We start from the raw sequence: 20871 nt of genomic DNA, 5'->3' as shown, positions 1-20871 counted from the left end.
CTGCCACTGCTGTATTCTCCCTAGAGACAGAAAGAAGGGGACAAGGGGAGATGAGGGAGTTAGGAGAAGAATTAATAACCAATAACAAATGACTAATGACTAATGACTAATGACTAATGACTAATGACTAATGACTAATGCCCATTTTTTTGATTGCTAGCTTATTGAACACTGCCTAATATACATTGGTCTGATAGAGATACCGGAGTTTTCTGAAAAACTTCTTGCTTGGTTAAGTAGAATATGTGATACTCTAAAAACTATAAATAAAATACGGTAATTTTATCTATTTGCCGTAGTTTAAAAGGACAGGATTCATGCAGCTACTATGGTTCATCCCAACCCACGGCGACGGACGTTACCTTGCAACTGCTACAGGCGGACGGGCAGTAAGCTTTCCTTATCTGCGGCAGATTGCCCAAGCGGTGGATGACCTTGGTTATACAGGGGCATTGCTACCCACGGGACGTTCTTGCGAAGATGCTTGGATTGTAGCGTCAACACTGGTATCACTGACGCGACAGATGCGTTTTTTGGTGGCGATTCGTCCCGGCTTGGTATCGCCTGGAGTGGCAGCGCGGATGGCGGCGACTTTCGATCGCCTCTCTGGGGGACGCTTGCTGATTAATGTCGTGACAGGTGGCGATCCCGTAGAATTGGCGGGAGATGGCTTGCATTTGGATCACGATCAGCGCTATGAATTAACAGATGAATTTTTAACAGTATGGCGAGCGATGCCTACGGCGGGCTACGCCTACGCTAGTGGTGAACAAGCCAATCTTCAAGGCGACTATCTCAACATTCAGGATGGTAAACTGCTGTTTCCACCTGTCCAAAAGCCATATCCGCCCTTGTGGTTTGGCGGTTCCTCTGCCATCGCCCAAAAAATTGCTGCCAAGCATATAGATGTCTATCTGACTTGGGGCGAACCACCGGCGCAAGTAGCCGAAAAAATTGCATCAGTTCGCAGGCTTGCAGAAACACAAGGCCGAACTTTGCAGTTTGGGATTCGCCTACATGTGATTGTGCGGGAAACCGAGAGTGAAGCTTGGGATGCGGCGAATCAATTGATTAAGTATGTAGATGATGAGGCGATGCCTGCGGCGGGCTACGCCTACGCTAAAGCCCAAAAAGCTTATGCCCGGATGGATTCAGTTGGACAACAGCGAATGACTCAATTACACCACGGTAATGGTGAAGCATTAGAGATTAGCCCGAACCTATGGGCGGGAGTAGGTTTAGTCCGGGGTGGTGCGGGAACAGCCTTAGTACGCGATCCCCAAACCGTAGCTGCCAGAATATTAGAATACGCTTCTTTGGGTGTTGAGTTTTTTATCCTCTCTGGCTATCCCCACCTAGAGGAAGCTTATCGAGTTGCAGAACTTCTATTTCCCCATCTGCCATTAGAGAATTTGCCCGCAGTGGAGAAGCAATATGTCTTAAGTCCATTTGGTGAGATTGTGGCAAATGAAGATTTCCCTAAGCAAAAGCCTCAAGAAAGAGCAACGTCCATATCCTAGTAATTATGAACTAGGAGATTAACAGCCATGCTGCACCAACAAATCGACCAAAAAATCTCAGAAAAAGAAGCGTGGGCATTGCGTCGTCAATTGGGAGTACCTAATAATAAACGCTTGTGGGTGCTAGCTTGCATGGATGAACGTTTACCAGTGGAGAAAGCATTAGGAATTGGTGAAGGAGATGCTCATATTTTCCGTAATGCTGGGGGGTTAGTTACAGATGATGCGATTCGGTCAGCGATGTTAACTACACAGTTTTTTGGCACCCAAGAAATCATCGTCATTAATCATACCGAATGTGGCATGATGACAGCATCAGGAGACTTTCTCAGTGAGGTATTGCGAAATCAAGGTATTGACGTAGATCGAGTTAGTGTCGATCCTGCTTTGCCAGAATTAAAGCTACCAAAAGGCGTTTTTTCTAAATGGATCAAAACCTTTACCGATGTGGATGAAATCTGCACACAGCAGGTGGAATTACTGCGCAATTCTCCTTTAATTCCCCAAGATGTAGTTATTCATGGCTACATCTGGGAAGTAGAGAGTATGAGTTTGCGCCATCCCTACAAACGTCTGAGTGAGAAGGTGAACACAGCATCAGCTATGAAGACCAAAACTGCAAAACATACTGAACCCGTTTGAGAAATTGGGAGTTTAATTGAATGACAAATATTTTAGCGATCGCAGGTAGTCCAACCCATCCATCTAGAACCTATGGTGTTGTTGAATACACTGCCAACCTTTTACAACAAGAAGGCTTGCACGTAGATATTATTTCAGTTCGCGATTTGCCTGCTGAAGATTTAGTTTTTGGACGATACGAGAGCCAAGCTTTAGAACAGCCAAAAGCTTTATTAGCAAAAGCAGATGGTGTGATTATTGCCACCCCAATTTACAAAGCTGCTTACACAGGAGTGCTAAAAACATTTCTAGATTTGCTGCCACAAAAATCATTAACAGGTAAACCTGTGTTACCAATTGCTCTGGGTGGAACGATCGCTCATTTATTGGCAATTGAATATGCTCTGAAACCTGTGTTATCTGAATTAGGAGCGCGGCATATCCTAGCTACTATTTATGCAGTAGACAAACAAATTCAACGACAAGCTGATAACAGCGTTCTATTAGATGAGGAAATTGAGCAAAGACTCAAAGACGTTCTCAAGGAATTTGTTAAAGCTGTAGAATATGATGCCGCAGCACCTCAAGAATTGGTTCATGCCAATTAAATAATCAAGTTTATACCTCCGTTTGCTTGTAGCAGACGGGTAATTTCTACCCATCTGCTACCTTTTTTTTAAAAGTTAATCAAAGCCACATAAATTTCTTCTCATAAATTGCACCTTTATAGCAAGATTAATTCCTATCTCCTCCCCATAATGCCTGTACTACTTTATCAGTCAATTCTTTACCAAACATCTGCTCTGCTAACTTATTCCCTGGGTCTTGTTCAGCACTACTACGGCGCAAAAACAAGTCACGTTCTGCCAAAGCAGTCCGTATATCTTCTGCCACAGGCTCCGCTTCGTCTACCCAGTTTATCCAGCGTTCGAGCATTTCGTTGGCAAATGTACGAATGAGGTTGACTGTATCATTTGTGGCAGGACTTGTATAGCATAACCTGATAGGCGACATGAATTGACGAATATAGACGCTCTTACTGGTGTACATTGAAAGACTTGGTTCTTGCTGCAAATTTAGGAATAACTGATTAACAGGCTCATAGTAGCGTTCCAGATAGTCCAGGTCTGTCAATAAATCGGTTCGAGGAATGTAATCTAAATAAAAGAAAATATCTGGAAGCGTACCAAACTCAAACGTTAGATGGGGAACACGGATGTGGGAACCTAACCAAACAGTCAGACGCATAACACTAAAATTTGACTTTTCGTTATGCGACAACACATGCACTAGCCAATCAATTTCCGTACCAGAAAAAGCCTTAAGTGAACCCTGAAAATTACCGTCAATGCTCCTGTAGCTATTTAAATCATTTATAGAATGTGCTGGATTTAGCTGAAAACGATTCTCTAGCTTTTGTCGCAATTGGTTTGTAATAGTCCATAACTGCTCAAATATAGAAGTATTATCTGAGTTGAGTTGTTGGTAAATCATTGTTTTTTTTGCTGGTACATTGAGCATGAACAATAAAAACTTTCATGATTGCTTCTTAATTCTAAAAACTAAGCAAATCTGGGATAATGAGTACCAATTTTGTGAGGATAAATGTAATTTATTTATTTACATTATGATGTCAACTCGCCAATTGCTACAAGTTCGTTGACAATTTGGTATTTGATTTTTTCACTTTGGATATCCAACCTTTGTATGAGTTTAAAATTTCTGAATAGGGAACTATGGTTTCAAATATTAGATCAGATAGTGAAGGTGAGAAGCGATGAGGAAACAGTTTGTGCAGAGTTTTGGTAATACTTTCTCTCAATATAAATTCAATAAATAATCCCATAGTCGAGGGAAATGCGTTATCCCCAAGCTCAACTAAGGCGTGAGCATCTTGCTTACGGCGAACAGTAAATTGTTCAACAACCTCCCCAATATTGTCAGAATACTCGTCTAAAAGGTTGTCAAATAAGACAACATCTTCAAGTGCCGCATTGCAACCTTGACCAATAGAGGAAGATACGGCATGTGCTGCATCTCCCATGAGTAGGACACTATCACCTTGGTGATAACGGTTACAACGAATTGTTAAAATTCTTGATACAGGTCTAGTGAGGAAAGCTTCAGCTTCTTCCCTGGGCATCATCTGATAAACTTCTGGGAAATTCTTTTGAAAAAATGTGAGAACTTCTTCTGTGTTGGAAAGATTAACTACTTGATTTTTTTTATGGAGAAATAAAACGACTCCACTCATGCTTCCATCTTGTTGATGTAATAGTACTATCAGCGTACTATCTTTTAGTATCCAAGAATGAATTTTGCCTTGTTCCAGGTTGATACCTGAATTTTCATTGGGACGAGGTAGGAAAATCGATTTATAGTCATTAGGGACATATTTCTGCTCGCACTCAAAGTTTTTTGTAGCAAAAAAATTCTCTCTTATCTGAGAATTTGCTCCATCTACACCTATTAACAGGTCATAGTCAACAGTGAACTCATGTTTTCCTCCAACCCGAGAGGCTTCCACAATATTTTTCAATGTTACTGTCTTTGCCACAAAATCCACAGAAGTACATTGAGAGTTGAAGTTCAAGTTGAGTTTACTCTTGTCGTACTTTTGGTTGAAATTTTCTAGTAGCACAATTGCCAAGCTAGTGCGGTCAAGCGTAAAGAGAGATTTATTTCTTGGTGTCAACCGTGTCTTACCGTTTTTTTGGTGAAAAATCGTTCCTGTCACCTCCAAACTTCTGGATTTGACCGCTTCCTCTAAACCCTCAATTTTTCTTAAAGCTCTCATTCCTCTTTCGTTCAGAGAGATAGGGTAGGTTCTGGATGTAGAGAATGAAACAATTCTAGGGTCGCTGCGACGTTCATAAATGTCGATTTCGTATTTGTCGCCACGACTTAACAAATAGTGAGCAAGCAGAAGTCCGCAAGGTCCAGCACCTACAATAACTACTTTCTTGACCATAATTCTATGACTTCCGCATTAGTTAAATAATCATAATACTTAATAACACTAAAAATTTTTACATCCTCTAATACATTTTTCATTGGTCTTGAGAGGGATATAGTGACAAAGCTTCGGAAATATGCAATCTCACTTGATCATCCCTAATCTACTACCACAGTCAATTCACCGCGTCGAACTCACGTTAAATTAAATGTAGGGCGTAAAATAAATAAACTAAATAAAAGCGATGTCTAACGACAAGCCGCAAGGCGTCTGCGCTTCTGATTTTGCATCTATCGTCGGCGAAGAAAATGCTGTTTGCTTTTGGGAAAATATCGAACTAGATCAACAAAAACGTATTCAACAGGCTATGGCTTCTGGAAAGCTTCCCAGTTGTATTGTCTATCCGCGTACCCAACAACAGCTAGCCGCAGTCATCGCCACAGCTCACACAAACAACTGGCGCGTCCTCCCCTGTGGTAGTGGCAGTAAACTCAACTGGGGCGGTTTAGTTAAGGGCATTGATGTTGTAGTTAGTACAGAACGCATTAACCAACTGATTGAACACGCTGTTGGCGATTTAACTGTCACAGTAGAAGCTGGGATGAAGTTCTCCGATTTACAAGCACTTTTGGCAAAATCGCGGCAATTTCTCGCCCTCGATCCCACAGCATCAGAGTCAGCAACCATTGGCGGTATTGTTGCCACCGGTGATACAGGTTCTCTGCGGCAACGCTATGGTAGTGTGCGCGACCAGTTATTAGGTATTAGCTTTGTGCGTGCTGATGGACAAGTCGCCAAAGCTGGGGGAAGAGTAGTTAAAAATGTCGCCGGATATGACTTGATGAAGTTGCTTACGGGGTCTTATGGCACATTAGGCTTTATTAGTCAACTTACTTTTCGCCTGTATCCGCTAGCAGAGGCATCGGGAACGGTGGTACTAACTGGGAAAGCTGAGGCTGTATCTGAAGCGGCTGATATCCTTCGAGGTTCGGCGTTAACACCAGTTCAGGCTGATTTGCTATCAACTAAATTGGTGTCTAGTTTAGGATTGGGTGAAGGACTGGGATTAATTGCTCGCTTTCAAAGTATTAGTGAGAGTGTTAAGGAACAGTCAAACCGAGTTTTGGAAGTTGGGCAAAAGTTGGGCTTAGATGGGGCAATTTTTGCCGATGTTGATGAAGCTAATCTATGGCAGAGATTGCAAAAACTAATACATACTAATGCTACAGAATCAGTAATTACCTGCAAAATAGGAGTGTTGCCTACTGCTGCTGTGGAGATTTTGACTCAGGTGGAGTTGGGTTTAATTCATATTAGTAGTGGTTTAGGTTTGTTACAATTAGAGGATAAAAATCAGGTTTTGGAAGTGCGCGATAGGCTAGGTTTTGTTGGAGGCGATGCCTACGGCGGGCTGCGCCTACGCACTCAAACTCATAAAGGTTTTTTAACAATTTTGTCAGCACCAATGGCGGTTAAAGAACAAATAGATGTTTGGGGTTATACGGGGAATGCTTTGCCGTTGATGCGCCGTATTAAGGAACAGTTTGATAGTAAGAATATTTTAAGTCCTGGTCGGTTTGTGGGTGGAATTTAAGAAACAAACCGCAGAGACACAGAGAACGCTGAGATAGAGAGGGGAAAAAGAGAAATATGCAAGTTTCAAAAAATTCTGTTAATAATACGGCAAGTTTAAAGAATTTGAATGGCTTTGATGAGAGTCATCCGCCTGACTCGAAGTTGATTGATAGTTGTGTACATTGTGGATTTTGTCTTTCGACTTGTCCCAGTTATCGGGTACTTGGTAAGGAGATGGATTCTCCTAGAGGACGCATCTATTTAATGGATGCGATTAATGAGGGTGAAATTGCTCTCAATACGGCAACAGTAGAACATTTTGATTCTTGTTTAGGGTGTCTTGCTTGTGTGAGTACTTGTCCTTCTGGCGTGCAATATGACAAGTTAATTTCTGCAACTCGTCATCAAGTTGAACGAAATTATCCCCGCAGTTTGCCAGACCAATTTTTTCGACAACTGATATTTTCTCTATTTCCCTATCCCAATCTTTTACGGATTTTATTAGTTCCGTTGTTGGTTTATCAAAAGTTGGGGTTTGCTAAATTCTTTCGGTCTACGGGTTTACTCAATAAAATATCGCCCCGTTTGGCAGCAATGGAATCAATTCTGCCAAAAATTACTCTCAAATCTTTTCAAGATAATTTGCCGACTGTGATTCCTGCTAAAGGTGAAAAGCGGTATCGCGTTGGGGTGATTTTGGGTTGCGTCCAACGGCTGTTTTTCTCACCAGTGAATGAAGCGACAGTTCGCGTTTTAACAGCGAATGGTTGTGAAGTTGTGATTCCCAAATCTCAAGGTTGTTGTGCAGCACTTCCCGAACACCAAGGACAAACAGAACAGGCGAAAGCTTTAGCAAGACAGATGATTGATAGTTTTGCCAAAACAGATGTAGATTTCGTGATTATTAATGCTGCTGGTTGCGGTCATACTTTAAAAGAGTACGGTCATATTTTAGAAGATGACCTAGAATATCGAGAAAAGGCAAAGGATTTTGCCGCTAAAGTTAAAGATGCTCAAGAATTTTTGGCAACTGTTGGGTTAACGGCAAAACTTTCACCGCTAACTGATAAACCATTGAATTTAGTTTATCAAGATGCTTGTCATTTATTGCACGGACAAAAGATTAGCGTCCAACCGCGTCAAGTGTTGCGACAAATTCCAGGGGTGAAGTTGAGAGAACCAATAGATGCAGCTTTGTGTTGTGGCAGTGCCGGAGTTTATAATATGCTGCAACCAGAAGTTTCTGAAGAATTGGGTCAGCAAAAAGTACAGAATTTGTTGAATACTGGTGCTGAGTTAATTGCTTCTGCTAATCCGGGGTGTACTTTGCAAATTACTAAACATTTGCAGTTGCAAGGTAAGAAGATTTCAGTTATTCACCCGATGGAGTTGTTAGATTATTCGATTCGCGGTGAAAAGTTGAAATTGTAGACATTTTTTGTGGGTTGGACATTTTGTCATTGATTTTAAACCAAAGAGCCAATGCTACGTTTTTACTCCCCTTCTCGCTTGCCTACAGTGTATGCAGAAGTCCTAAAAACCTAGCTTGATAAGATTTTCCTCGTTCCTCTTCCCAGTCTCAGACTGGGAATGCATTCATTGAATCTCTGACTCAGTGTCTGACTGGAGGTAGCACTCCAGAGGACTAAGTAATAGACTTCTTGCATGAATCAAAAGCCCTCACCCTAAATCCCTCTCCCAAGCTTGGGAGAGGGATTTAGGGTGAGGACTCCCCTTCTCCCAATTTTGGGAGAAGGGGTTGGGGGATGTAGCTCGCTTCCCGCAGGGTGGGCTAGTTTTGTATTCGTGCAAGAGGTCTAATGTTTTACTTGGTAGGCATAGAGACTTCCCAAATTCCTTGATTTCCACCATATTCTAGAACATAAATCTTATTGCCAATAATCTCAGCATCAATGGGATTACTAAAACCTGTGACAAGGCGCGTAGCGTTAAGTTTATAGTTAGTATTTCCTACTTTAGTTAACTTTAAATGCAGTAGGTCTTGGCTAGCATCTTTAAAAGGGCCTATTAGTGTTTCGCCAGTGGGGTCGCCTGGTGTCCAACTCAACATAAATCCATCTCTGTTAAATTCTCGACTCATTACTCCTTGTGTATCAAAAACTAATCCTAAAGGAGAACGGTGTGTTGTAAAAGTGCTAATACTTTGTCCAAGAACACTGGCATCTTTGATTTTTCCATCTACAGGATCGCGGTAATTATCTGCGTCCGGGCCAAGATTAGGAATTGGTTCAATCAAATTTCCAGTAGGTCGAATAGGAAAGGTTGGATCGTTACGATAGTAGCCCTTTTGAATGGCGTTAAATTGAGGGCTTAACAATCGGTCAGTGGCAGGATTATAATTAGTAAATTGTTGTGGATTGTCTGTCCCACCAATACGCCAAGGAAAGCCGTAATTACCACCTAAACGTAGCCAATTTAATTCTTCTGACATATCGCGATCTGGCCCATTTTCTGTGCCAAACAAATCCCCATTGGGCGCAAAAGCCATATCGAAAGTATTGCGTATTCCTTCTGCAAAAATATAGCCAGCTGTGTTTAAAGTTGCTCGATTGTTTGCCAGAAAGAGATTGTTGCCATTACTAGGAAGACGGAGTATACAAGCGGTTAATCCGACTTCGCGAGTATTGGGATATAGACCATCAACAGACTGAACCTCACCATGATCGGTACGAGAACCGCTATTCACATAGATAAATTTACCATCCAGGCTAACAACCACACCGTTGAACCGATGGTCATAAGCTGTTTTGCTTTTGGGATAGTCTGCACTCTTAGCTAAAATGGACCAGATACGCTTTCCTGTACTCGAATTAATTACACCTTTAACAATAATTGCTTTAGTCTGGTTATTCACAAGGTCTGCATTGCCAACTAAATAAATTGTGCCGTTAGGGCCAATGGCCATACCTTGAGTTTCACTTAAATTATGATTACTAGAATTGTACGCAAGTGTTTTAGTAGAAGAATCTAAATCGACTTGATAAATCTCACCATTTAGTTTGAGGTAATAAAGGGTATTGTTTCGTGGATCTTTTACAATCCGAACAGAAGGAGAGACTGATAATGTATTAATAATATTGCGAACCTTAATATCAGGACGCATGGTTTGTGGTACAACATTTAGTCCAGTAGTGCTATGATTTAATAAAACTATTGTGAATAACAGTGTTATTGTAAATAACAGCGTTTTAGTAGCAAACTTCCCGATCAATCGGCCTTTCACTTGGTTAAATAATTTAGTGTTATTCATGAGTTTCTTGATAAATTAGTCAGTTAATTTTGTTTCTAAATACTCTAGATGATAGAAAAAAATAGCGTTACCACTATTAGCCCAACCATATATATCGTCTCATCTCCCGAAGTCTCATTTACTATGTCAGGAGATGTATTACCGTAAATAACTTCCATATTTATTATTTTTCTTTAATTTCTACTAACTAATCTCTAAGTTCGGCCTCAGTCAAAGAACTTTTCATAAGTTCAATATTGATGAATTACAACCCTAAGTTTAAATACAGATGTCTTTGCTAACCGAATTAATACCAATACACTGAGAAAATATTAGTTATTGATTTGGTAAGTTGATATGCAAATGATAAGTAATTGAATCAAAATTAATCTATTTTAATTATTTATTTTCCCCAGGCTTTTTTATTTTCAACTCTCTTCTAATTATTTATTATCATGAATAAAAGGTAACGTCAAATTCTTTACCAAATCTTCAAAATGCAAATTGTTTAATTTTTAGTAATGTTAAAATGTTTTATAAAGTTTAATTAAGTATTTGTGAAAAAACACTATTTTTTTAGTAAAAATTACAAATTTTTTTAGCTTAATACGACATTTTCATTAAGTTAGGTTTCAATATCAATTTTAGTTTGGAAAAAAATGCTTTTTCTATTAAAGAAATACCTCTGAAAATACATAAGTTAAATTGATAGATTATCCAAAACATTTTGAGCTTAATAAAAGTTAAACTTTACATAAATGTTATATATTTTTTGTGCGAAAAAATGCCCCAAAAAATGAATTTAAACCTCAATTCCTTGTTCTTGTAAACTAATGATGTGTTGAAGTGTTAGGCATAATTGCTTCTTGAAGATTTACGCCCTTGAGGTTAGCTCCCCGAATGTCGGCTCCTCTAAGGTTAGTTCCTCTGAGATTCGCCCCTGCCAGATTTGCGCCTCTAAGGTTAGTCCAACTTAAGTTAGCTTGACTCAAGTCAGCTTCACTTAGGTTAGCTTGCAATAGGTATGCACCACTGAGGTGAGCCTTGGTCAGATTAGCTTTGTATAGATCAGCTTTGTAAAGATAAGCCCCTAAAACTTCTGCTTCGTATAAACTCGCCTCACTGAGGTCAGCCGCAATCAAGTTAGCTTCAATAAGGTTGGCAAAAGTGAGGTTAGCGCGAATCAACTTCGCTGCACCTAAATCGGCATCTCTCAAGTTAGCGCCTTTTAAATCAGTGCCAATTAGATTAGCAGATGCGATCGCAGCGCCTCTAAGATCCACCCCACTCAAGTCAGCTCCAATCAAATTGGCATGACTCAAATCTGCCTGCGTAAGTATAGCGCCACTCAAGTTAGCAACACTGAAGTTAGCCGCACTCAGGTTAGCTTCATTCAGGAAGGCTTTGTAGAGGTTGGCACTACTGAGGTCAGCACCACTGAGGTTTGCTCGCACAAGTAAAGCATTACTCAAATCGACTCTTCTCAAGTTTACCCCTTGGAGGTTCGCGCCTCTGAGATTATCGCCTTGCAGATTAGCGGCGCTGAGGTCTGGTTCAATCTGGGGATTTTTCTTTCTCCATTCAATCCATCTAACTGCACCTGCTTTGAGTAAAGTTAGATGCTCTCGATTTGCCATTTTCTCTCCTTCACTCCTGACGCCCACCCAAAGAATTTACCCGACCAGCGACACTTTCAATGGCCGTTAATGCTCCCGCTGCTCCTGCTAAAATATCCTGTTCTTGTCCACCTAAGTAAAGCCGTCCAAAGCTACCTACAGCTTGAACTTCAAGAATGTTAATCCTCGCTGCTTTCTCCGCTTCATTGGCAGCCAGTGCGGCGTAAGCAGCAGGCTCCACTTCTAATACATACAGCGTTTGACCTGCTAGTAGTAGCTGTCCCCGGCGGGTGCGATTAATCAGTTGTGTTTGATAAGCATCGATGTTACGGATAATCTGACTAGAAATAACACGCGGTTTCAGACATTCCTCTCTTCGGACTCCCAGTGCCGCCAAAATAGCTTGACCAGCAGCTCTGGTTTCGCCTTGGGAGCTAGAATGAACTTCTAATAGTCCGTATAGTCGTTCAACTACCTGTACTCCCGGACGGACAGAGGCAGATTTTAGGGCTATATCCGTAATTTTATTAATTTCGATACCAGGAGAGATTTCAATCCACAGTGATGTATCTCCTGGTAATGGTAAGAAGCCTTGGGCTACTGTTCCCATATATGCTGCATGTTGAGGTTGCAGGCTGTCGAGAAATACGAAACTGCGTAATTCTATGCCCAAGATTTTGCTCTCCAGTCGTGAGGGTAAAAGTTATCTATATGCAAGATATAAGTGCCTAACTTGACAATATAGGGTATAAAGGAGCGCAAAATCCGTTAAACGGATCTACACCCGTGTGTCAAATCGCAATTATAGAAGCTAATGCTTATTTAGAAGACCATCGTCGTCTTGGGATAAAATCTACTTCGATCGGACGACATAATTTTTGTTTAACACAGCTGCTTTGTAAACATCTTGACTCTTTTACATTACCCCAGTTTTACCCCAAATATTTCCCCAACATCTCCCAACCGGAACCACAAGGATTAGATACCAATGAATATGGCTCTTTCTAGCTCAACTTGTTTTTCCTAAAGTATTTTTACAAACGCCCGTAACTTCCTCTCCTATCCTCTTAATCAGGCAAATAAGCCTCTCCCAAAGCACTTAAACAGCTTGCCGTGCTTGGGGAGAGGCTTGACGGGCTTTTTTGGCGCGATCGCCAATGTTCGGGAAAAGAGGCGATCGCGATTTTCCTGGTTGATTTATCAGGTACTGGGCAAGTCACCTTCAGGTAAGACATTATCTATGCTGAGTACCCACGGAATACCTTTGTCAATTGGAGAACTGACAGTAATTTTAGCTCTATTGGCAAACTGTTTTAAGTGGTTAGCAAATTGGGAAACAGTTTTCATGATATTGCGATAACTTTCCATATTATTACAAATCACGATCAACATCAAAACGCCACTGTTGATTTGGAAATACCAATGACAACTTGATAACAAAATTCGTGTCATGCGATCGCACGCTAAAAAAAAGCTTTTTTTGGTTGCTTCTTCAAGCTGTCTGAATAGTATTTCACTCACCTTGATTGTTTGAGGTGAAGGCAAATCATCTGGATGTAAGCATGGTTGATTCATAAGGTTTTGGCAAGCTTCAAAAATAACGAAGCTGCGATGAAGATTGGTAATTTTGATTTTTTGCAGATTGAATCTTGCAGAAAAATCAGATTTACTAGGTTATTGTTCTTGAGTGACAATCCACAACAAGTCTAACCACAACTGGGGATAAGCTTGCTTGATATTTGAGAGGGGATCGCGCATCAAGTTATTGGCATTTAAGCAAACGACTTCAACTAGCCCCAAGTATTCTGCTACTTCTTTAAGTAGGTTTTTTTGCTCTCCTACAGCACTAATTAGTCTATCAGGGCAATAAATACCAATGTATTTTGACTGACGGATGCATATTTTTATATTCACTCTTGTTAAGTGAGGATGAGGATTGATTATCTTCACATAACATTGGCTTAACAGTTTCCACACCCGTGGATGAGTGTGTTCAATAATTACGTTAAATTGCTGGGCTAAGTCTTCTTCGGTAATCATTACTCTCTCCATTAGTTTGTTGCTATATATTGCATACTTTGGTAGATACCTAATTGATTGTGCAAAAAATAAAACAGCAATTTTTTGCTGATGCTACGTGCATATTTACTTTAGTCAAATAGGTAATTTTTCGTCAGGGCAAAATTTACCCCAAAAAGCAAAATTGCTTCGTATGTTTTCTACTGTTTGTATTACTCGTCTATCAAGCATCAAAGCTGAAACTAATCTCTAAAACTGTATTAAATATTACTATTTACCAATTTAATTGGGAAACTTTTACTGCTGATAAATGCTCTGTTTATTGGAATTTGGGGTTTTTAAGCCAAGATAGTAGGTAAAAAGCAAACACCCGCAAAAATAATTTGCGCTTTGCAAGCAAATTGGCAATTTCTGTGATAGTCTTTTTATATGTGGAATCAAGACAGCGAAAGCACATTCATGTCGTCAAAGAGAAATGATATAAACTCAAAGACTACACTTTCGCCTTGGCAGATATTTTGTTAAATCCGCTACGGCTTTTTGAAACTAACAGACAAAGCCAATGAAGCAGGATAGTGACCTCCGTAATAACTTGAAGTCCATTAGAACTCGCTTAGGCATGAGCCAACAAGATTTGGCTAAGATTGCTAATGTGACTCGTCAAACTATTAGTGGTGTAGAGTCGGGGCAATATGCTCCCTCAGTAGCCATAACACTTCGCTTGGCCAAAGCGCTTGGCTGTCAAGTTGAGGATCTATTCTGGTTAGAACGGGATTTACCTGAAATTGAAGCCGTTCTTGCCAAACCTGTTCCTAATGGTCAGCAGCTACGAGTTAGCATGGCTCATGTGGGAGGACAATGGATAGCTTATCCCTTAATTGGCAAGGATGCTTTTCGCCAAGATATGATTCCGGCTGATGGTGAGACAGTTGCGGTGGTGAGGCAGTCCGATCTTCTCCCAAGGGGAGACGCTAAGAGCGATGGGGGTTTCCCCCAGGAGGAACTGCCGAAAGGGTTGCCCGGCATAAGCAAACTGTCGTTAGCGTCAGCGGTAGCGAGGAACAAGCGTCACCCGAAGGGTGAAAGTACTAGCCAAACAGGTACAAATAAAGTTCGAGTCAGGCTACTAGACGATAATCTCGACACACTCCACAACACCGTTGTGATTGCTGGTTGTGCACCTGTGATTTCACTATGGGCAAGAGCCACTGAACGCTGGCATCCCCAATTGCGAGTCCAATATAACTTCGCCAATAGCATGGCCGCATTGCACAGTCTATGCAGAGGTGAAGCGCACATCGCTGGGATGCATCTGTACGATCCTAAAACTGGGGAGTATAATACTCCCTTTGTTCGAGATGTTCTGGCTGGCAAGGAAGCAGTTCTGATTACCCTTGGTGTCTGGGAGGAAGGACTTTTATTGAAGTCAGGGAACCCAATGGGAATTAGAACAGTTACTGACTTAGTTGCAGGGGAAGTGACTATTGTCAATCGCGAAATAGGTTCCGGTAGTCGGATGCTTTTGGAACAAACACTCCAAAAAGAGCAGATACCGTTCGATGCTGTTCAGGGCTTTGACAATATACTCAAAAGTCACCAAGATGTTGCCCAAGCTGTAGTCAGAGGAGTTGCCGATGCTGGTATGAGTACGGGAGCTGTAGCTACCGCTTTTGGGTTGGGATTTATCCCTTTACATCAGTCACGATATGATTTGGTGATTCTCAAAGAATATTTGGAAGAAGCACCTGTACAGCAGTTGCTCAGTACTTTGGGACATCGGATGGTTCACTCACAATTTGAAATTCTCGGCGGTTACGATATCAGCAAAATCGGGGAAGTTGTAGCGACTGTTTAGAGTAGATTGCAATGGTTGGTTGTGTGCTTAAAGGATAACTTGGCGTAAATTTAAATCCTGCTGCAACCACTCTTTAGGTATGAGCAACCTTCAGGAGATTACAACAACTGATAGTGCTGAATTCGTAATTCGGATTGAATTTGGGTTTCCGGCTTGGAACCTGTAGCTTTTTTCCAATTGGTATTATACCAATTCAATTCATGACTGCAACACATACACCAGTTTGCAACTAAGTGAGGTACAAAACCGAGGACTCAAAAATTAAATTATTCTTCTCCCTCCTGGCTTCTGCCTCCTGCCTCAAAACTAGTGACTTTGTACTTCATCCAAACGAAAACTGCTGTACTTGGGTAAAGACGCAATGAATCGCGTCTCTACAAATGGTCTATTTCTCGCTTTCTTTTTTCTAATTGGTATTACTACCGCGTCCCCCGTGACAATATCGTGCAACACGCCGAATTGCGTCGGATGACGGTGAACGAGTATGCACCTGACAGTGGACAAGCTAATGAATACCGTACACTAGCAGACAAGATTATCAACAATACAAATCTCGCTGTTCCCACACCCATTGAGATGGACGAGCTAGAAGATTTGTTGATTGAATTTGGTATTCTCGAAAGCGAAGAAAATGCTGCAAAACTGACAGGTGCCGCCAACGCTCAAGCAGATGGTGAGAAGAAGCTAGAAGATGCCCAAGGCGAAGCACTAGAAGCTCTAAAAAAAGTAAATGTAGAAATAGTTTCCGGTAGCGAGAAGAAGTAAAGTTCTTGTTTAGACTCAGGTGTTAAATCCAGAGTAAATATCAGGTGGGCAAAAATAGCCCACCCTCTCACCGAAACAGTTCTGAGTGCTGAGTAACATTAGCGGAGAGCTAAGGTTTAGCCCGTGCTGAGTAAAAAGTAAAATTAGACCGACTAAGCATCAAATTAGTTCTGAGTAGCGAATGCCTCGGCTGAGAGTAGGAAGATTCATTAGTACTACTTATTCATTACTTCTTACTCAGGACTCAGCACTCATCACTCCTAAAAAATCCTTTAAAATAGAGGTAATGGAATAGCCAATCTTAACTTTTGTTTGTTTCAACTTCACCGTGCTAACACTAATTTCTCAAGGTCTACAGAGCAACATTAATACTTTAATAGTCTAGTTCGTGTTTTTGTTTTCTCCTTCTCTAACCTAGTTGGTGTTTATGTTTTAGGGGATGGAAAATTCTTTATCTCATTCCCTTTTATTCCATACTTTAGATACACGGTTAATAAATGAAAATCCTATGAAAGCTTTTTGAAATTCACTTAACACCTAGTAACTTCTACTTATTGTCACCAAACAAATGAATCCCACCCCAGGAAAAATTAACGATTCGCTCAGTGACTCCAATTCTGAAGAGGCTTCTCAGCAGCAGAAACAAAAGAAAAAAAAGTCCTCCACACAATTACCCCAACCTGGAACTACTCAAGGGAGTTGCGCTTTTGATAGTGCAATGATTACCCTAGTACCAATCACTGATGCTGCTCATGTAGTTCACGGGCCAAGTGGCTGTGCTGCCAGTATTTGGGGAAGTTACAGCAGTCTCTCCTCTGGTTCGATGCTGTACAAAATACGCTTTACCAGCGACATCGATGAGAACGATATCATCTTTGGTGGAGCCAAAAAGCTGTACAAAGGTATTTTAGAATTAGCAAGACGCTACAAACCGGCGGCGGTATTTGTTTACTCCACTTGCATCACCGCCCTGATTGGGGATGACATTGAGGGAGTTTGCAAAGATGCCACCGAGAAAACAGGAATACCTACTATCCCTGTACATTGTCCTGGATTCATTGGGAACCAAAATTTGGGCAACCGTGTCGCTGGTGAAGCAATGCTAGAACACGTTATTGGAACAGCTGAACCAGAGACGAGTACACCATACAACATCAACCTAATTGGTGAACATAACATCGCAGGTGCAATATGGAATGTTCTACCGTTATTAGAAAAATTAGGTATCACAGTTTTGGCAAAAATTACAGGCGATGCTGTCTACAAAGAAGTTTGCTATGCTCATCGTGCCCAACTTAACGTCATACTCTCCTCCAAAGCACTAATTAACGTGGCAAAAGGGATGGAAAAAAAATATGGCATTCCCTATATTGAAGAGTCTATTTATGGTATAGAGTCAATCAATCAATGTTTAAGGAATATTGCGGCAAAGTTAGGTAATTCTGATTTGCAGGAACGTACAGAAAAGTTAATTGTAGAAGAAACTACTGCAATAGATGAAAAACTTGCTCTGTATATTACCCGATTGCAAGGTAAGCGCATTATGCTTTTTATTGGAAGTTTCAAGAGTTGGTTGATTCTCTTTGCTGCTAAGAAATTGGGGATGGAAGTTATTGCTATTAGTACTAAGGATAATACTGAGGAGGATAAAATTAGAGTCAAAAGTTTGTTGGCTCGAGATGGCATAATTCTAGAACAAAATACTCCTCAAGAAATTTTACAGATAATTAACGAAAATCAAGCTGATATGTTAATTGCTGATAAACGCCATCAAGATACCTCTCTCACAGCTAGAATTCCATTCCTAGATATTAATCAAGAACGCAACCATCCTTATGCAGGGTATATAGGAATTTTAGAAGTAGCACGAGAGCTGTATGCCGCTTTTTACAACCCTGTATGGGAGCAAGTATACCAGCTACCCCCGTGGGAAGCTCTTGAAGTAAAAAATTCTCCAGAGGAGAACATTTGATGGCGATTATTAGCGTTACAAGTACATCAGTTGCAGTTAATCCCCTGAAGCAAAGCCAAACTGTGGGTGCAGTTTTAGCCTTTTTGGGGTTGAAGGGAATCATGCCTTTATTACACGGTTCTCAAGGCTGTACTGCTTTGACTAAGGCGGTATTAGTACAACATTTTCGTCAGACGATTCCCCTTTCCAGTACAGCGATGACTGAAGTTGCAACCATTTTGGGTGGCGAGGAAAGAGTTGAAGAAGCAATCTTGACTTTAGTGCAGAGATCCAAACCAGAAATTATCGGTCTTTGTAGCACTGGACTTGTGGAAACCAGAGGTGATGATATGGGGCGCTTTGTCAAGGAGATTCGCCACCGTCACCCAGAACTGGATTATTTACCAATTGTGCTTGTCTCTACACCAGATTTCAAAGGTACATTGCAGGATGGCTTTGCTGGTGCAGTTGAGAGTATAGTCAGGGAAATTCCTCAAAAAAGCTCCAAGCAAGACGCTTATCCCACACAAATCACTATTTTGGCGAGTTCTGCCTTCACACCAGGGGATATACAGGAAATCAAAGAGATTGTCACCTCTTTTGGACTTGTACCTATTGTTGTACCTGACCTTTCTGGCTCACTAGATGCTCATATAGAAGATTCTTCTAGTGCCATTACAGCTAATGGCACGACTTTGGCACAGTTGCGCTCAATTGGCAGTTCTGTATTCACTTTGGCACTAGGTGATAGTATGCGGGCTGGGGCGCAAATTTTGGAGCAGAGATTCAATATACCTTATGAGGTATTTGGTGAACTGACGGGGCTAGCAGCAGTAGATAAATTCCTGCAAGCATTGGCGGATATCAGTGGTGTTAGCGTACCAGAGAAATACCGCCGTCAACGCCGTCAGTTACAATATGTAATGTTGGAGAATCATTTTTACTTTGGGTGCAAGCGAGTTTCTTTGGCGCTGGAACCAGATTTACTTTGGTCAACAGTTGCTTTTTTGCGATCGCTAGGAGTTCAGATTCACTCAGCAGTGACAACAACACGCTTTCCTCTGCTCGAAAAACTTCCGATTCCTAGCGTCACCATTGGCGATTTGGAAGACTTTGAGCAACTGGCGGTTGGGTCTGATTTACTAATTACCAACTCTCATGGAGTAGCGATCGCTCAACGCTTAAAAATTCCTCTCTACCGTCAAGGGATTCCCATTTTTGACCTCTTAAATTATGGTCAGTTCACCAAGGTTGGCTATCGAGGTACTATGCAACTTTTATTTGATATTGGCAATCTCTTTTTAGAGCAGGAAATAAAGGTTAAGCATTAATATTAATTATCATGCCGATGTTTCCTTCAGTGACACAGACATTTTAAATAAAGATGAAAAGGTTTGTAAAGTGGTGTGTTGAGTTTTCTGATTGGTGGAATATTCGCCAAAGTCGAAAGTCTCTTTTGTTTGTCGTTATGCTTACCTTGAGTGCGATCGCTACGTTGATGTTGTCGTTCCCATTGAACGCTCAAATAAATCTGCCGTCAAAGCCAATATCTGAGTTAAGGGGAGTATGGTTAACAAATATTGATAGTGATGTGTTATTTGAGCGTGATCGTTTGAAGAATGCCTTACAAACTCTTGATGAATTAAACTTTAACACCGTCTATCCTACGGTGTGGAATTGGGGTTATACACTTTATCCCAGCAAAGTTGCAGGTAAAGTTATTGGGCGATCGCTCGATCCCACACCTGGACTGCAAGGGCGAGATATGCTCAAAGAAGTTGTCAGTGAGGGACATAAAAAAGGGTTAACCGTGATTCCCTGGTTTGAATTTGGCTTCATGGCACCAGCGGATTCCCTGTTAGCTAAAAATCGTCCCCAATGGCTTACCAATCGCAGCAACGGTACACGAATTGTCAAAGAAGGCACACATGACCGCGTTTGGCTAAATCCCTTTCGCCCAGATGTGCAACAATTCATCCAAGATTTAATAGTTGAAATTGTCAAAAACTACGATATTGACGGCATTCAATTTGATGACCATTTTGGTTTACCTTCAGAATTAGGCTACGATGCTTATACAGTAGCACTTTACAAAAAAGAACACCGGGGAAAAGCTCCTTCTAAGAACTCCCAAGATCCAGAATGGGTGCGTTGGAGAGCTAATAAAATCACCGAGTTTATGAAGCGGGTATTTACAGCCATCAAAGCTACTAAAAAAGATTGCCTGGTTTCTGTTTCACCTAATCCTCAACGTCTTTCTTATGAATTCCTTTTAGCAGACTGGCAGAAATGGGAGCGGATGGGACTGATTGAAGAGTTGGTATTGCAGGTATATAGTAAGGACTTGAGTTTCTTTATCAGTGAATTAGAGTATCCAGAAGTCAAAGCAGCACGCAGTCACATCCCTGTGAGTATCGGCATTTTAGCTGGTTTGAAAAACAGAGCAATACCCATACAACAGATTCAGACACGAGTGCAAAAAGTACGCGATCGCAATTTTGCCGGAGTCTCATTCTTCTTCTATGAAACCCTCTGGAACATGAGCAAAGAAAAGCCTCAAGAGCGTCAAACTGGCTTACAGAAAATTTTTCCGACACCAGCAGCTTACCCGAATTTGCTAGCAGGTTGGAAACCGTTTAGTTAATTTTCCTAAGAAACTTTTGGTGAGCACATCGCTTAATTTTAGTGAAGCTTCACCCTTTCGGGGTGACGCTTTGCTTTGGCGTTCGCATTAGTGTTAGAG

The 20871-nt window shown here is 41.1% G+C and carries 18 protein-coding genes and 1 pseudogene; 11 read left to right on the top strand and 8 right to left on the bottom strand.

What is annotated here, in order from left to right:
• The first annotated feature begins 317 nt into the window (after positions 1-317).
• Genes ssuD through ssuE form a run of 3 tightly spaced genes read left to right on the top strand, consistent with a single transcriptional unit; the run spans position 318 to position 2749 of the window.
• Complete coding sequence (gene ssuD / locus V7K41_RS02630) at positions 318-1520, top strand: FMNH2-dependent alkanesulfonate monooxygenase (protein ID WP_334845590.1); 1203 nt, start codon at positions 318-320, stop codon at positions 1518-1520.
• A 27-nt stretch (positions 1521-1547) separates the two neighbouring features.
• A complete protein-coding gene (locus V7K41_RS02625; protein ID WP_334845589.1) occupies positions 1548-2162 on the top strand; it encodes a beta-class carbonic anhydrase in 615 nt (204 codons plus the stop codon).
• Positions 2163-2182: 20 nt separating this feature from the next.
• The gene (ssuE, locus tag V7K41_RS02620; RefSeq protein WP_334845588.1) at positions 2183-2749 is read left to right on the top strand and encodes an NADPH-dependent FMN reductase; all 567 of its coding nucleotides are present in this window, start codon (positions 2183-2185) and stop codon (positions 2747-2749) included.
• Positions 2750-2876: 127 nt separating this feature from the next.
• Here the strand turns inward: ssuE and V7K41_RS02615 are convergent, their stop codons facing one another.
• On the bottom strand, positions 2877-3635 hold the full coding sequence (locus tag V7K41_RS02615) for a red chlorophyll catabolite reductase (protein WP_334845587.1): 759 nt from the start codon (positions 3633-3635) through the stop codon (positions 2877-2879).
• A 154-nt stretch (positions 3636-3789) separates the two neighbouring features.
• On the bottom strand, positions 3790-5112 hold the full coding sequence (locus tag V7K41_RS02610; RefSeq protein WP_334845586.1) for an FAD-dependent oxidoreductase: 1323 nt from the start codon (positions 5110-5112) through the stop codon (positions 3790-3792).
• Between the two features lie 229 nt (positions 5113-5341).
• Here V7K41_RS02610 and V7K41_RS02605 point away from each other — a divergent pair, with 229 nt between their 5' ends.
• Together V7K41_RS02605 and V7K41_RS02600 are read left to right on the top strand one after the other, a co-directional pair.
• Positions 5342-6691 carry an FAD-binding oxidoreductase gene (locus tag V7K41_RS02605; protein WP_334845585.1) on the top strand — a complete coding sequence of 450 codons (1350 nt, stop codon included), beginning with the start codon at positions 5342-5344 and terminating at the stop codon, positions 6689-6691.
• Positions 6692-6747: 56 nt separating this feature from the next.
• On the top strand, positions 6748-8103 hold the full coding sequence (locus V7K41_RS02600) for a (Fe-S)-binding protein (protein WP_334845584.1): 1356 nt from the start codon (positions 6748-6750) through the stop codon (positions 8101-8103).
• Positions 8104-8497: 394 nt separating this feature from the next.
• Here V7K41_RS02600 and V7K41_RS02595 read toward each other — a convergent pair whose 3' ends face one another.
• From V7K41_RS02595 to V7K41_RS02585, 3 genes are all read right to left on the bottom strand, one after another.
• A complete protein-coding gene (locus V7K41_RS02595) occupies positions 8498-9943 on the bottom strand; it encodes a PQQ-dependent sugar dehydrogenase (RefSeq protein WP_334845583.1) in 1446 nt (481 codons plus the stop codon).
• Between the two features lie 809 nt (positions 9944-10752).
• On the bottom strand, positions 10753-11559 hold the full coding sequence (locus V7K41_RS02590) for a pentapeptide repeat-containing protein (protein ID WP_334845582.1): 807 nt from the start codon (positions 11557-11559) through the stop codon (positions 10753-10755).
• 10 nt (positions 11560-11569) lie between these two features.
• A complete protein-coding gene (locus V7K41_RS02585) occupies positions 11570-12211 on the bottom strand; it encodes a hypothetical protein (RefSeq protein WP_292856419.1) in 642 nt (213 codons plus the stop codon).
• Between the two features lie 113 nt (positions 12212-12324).
• On the opposite strand from V7K41_RS02585, the gene V7K41_RS02580 reads away from it, so the two are divergent.
• Positions 12325-12546: a hypothetical protein gene (locus V7K41_RS02580; RefSeq protein WP_334845581.1), complete on the top strand. Its 222-nt coding sequence runs from the start codon at positions 12325-12327 to the stop codon at positions 12544-12546.
• Positions 12547-12605: 59 nt separating this feature from the next.
• Here V7K41_RS02580 and V7K41_RS02575 read toward each other — a convergent pair whose 3' ends face one another.
• The 3 genes from V7K41_RS02575 to V7K41_RS02565 form a co-directional block, all read right to left on the bottom strand.
• On the bottom strand, positions 12606-12773 hold the full coding sequence (locus V7K41_RS02575) for a hypothetical protein (protein ID WP_334845580.1): 168 nt from the start codon (positions 12771-12773) through the stop codon (positions 12606-12608).
• On the bottom strand, positions 12739-13113 hold the full coding sequence (locus V7K41_RS02570) for a hypothetical protein (protein ID WP_334845579.1): 375 nt from the start codon (positions 13111-13113) through the stop codon (positions 12739-12741). The genes V7K41_RS02575 and V7K41_RS02570 overlap by 35 nt, the downstream gene beginning before the upstream one ends.
• 99 nt (positions 13114-13212) lie before the next feature.
• Positions 13213-13578 carry a hypothetical protein gene (locus tag V7K41_RS02565; protein WP_334845578.1) on the bottom strand — a complete coding sequence of 122 codons (366 nt, stop codon included), beginning with the start codon at positions 13576-13578 and terminating at the stop codon, positions 13213-13215.
• A gap of 541 nt (positions 13579-14119) precedes the next feature.
• Between V7K41_RS02565 and V7K41_RS02560 the strand changes: the two genes are divergently transcribed.
• The 5 genes and pseudogenes from V7K41_RS02560 to V7K41_RS02540 all read left to right on the top strand — a co-directional run bounded on the left by V7K41_RS02560 (position 14120) and on the right by V7K41_RS02540 (position 20772).
• Positions 14120-15412, top strand: a complete 1293-nt coding sequence (locus V7K41_RS02560) for a substrate-binding domain-containing protein (RefSeq protein WP_334845577.1) — start codon at positions 14120-14122, stop codon at positions 15410-15412.
• Between the two features lie 426 nt (positions 15413-15838).
• Positions 15839-16177: pseudogene (gene nifH, locus V7K41_RS02555) on the top strand (nitrogenase reductase); the annotation flags it as partial.
• Positions 16178-16745: 568 nt separating this feature from the next.
• Entirely contained in the window at positions 16746-18149 is a 1404-nt protein-coding gene (nifE, locus tag V7K41_RS02550) for a nitrogenase iron-molybdenum cofactor biosynthesis protein NifE (protein ID WP_334845576.1), read from the top strand.
• Positions 18149-19459, top strand: coding sequence for a nitrogenase iron-molybdenum cofactor biosynthesis protein NifN (gene nifN / locus V7K41_RS02545; protein WP_334845575.1), 1311 nt, complete (start codon positions 18149-18151; stop codon positions 19457-19459). The genes nifE and nifN overlap by 1 nt, the downstream gene beginning before the upstream one ends.
• A 53-nt stretch (positions 19460-19512) precedes the next feature.
• A complete protein-coding gene (locus tag V7K41_RS02540; RefSeq protein WP_334845574.1) occupies positions 19513-20772 on the top strand; it encodes a glycoside hydrolase family 10 protein in 1260 nt (419 codons plus the stop codon).
• The last annotated feature ends 99 nt before the right edge of the window (positions 20773-20871 follow it).

The organism is Nostoc sp., assembly GCF_036917415.1.
Lineage (GTDB): Bacteria > Cyanobacteriota > Cyanobacteriia > Cyanobacteriales > Nostocaceae > Nostoc.
The sequence above is the reverse complement of the archived record's forward strand: the minus strand, read 5'-3'. Positions and strand labels throughout refer to the sequence as shown.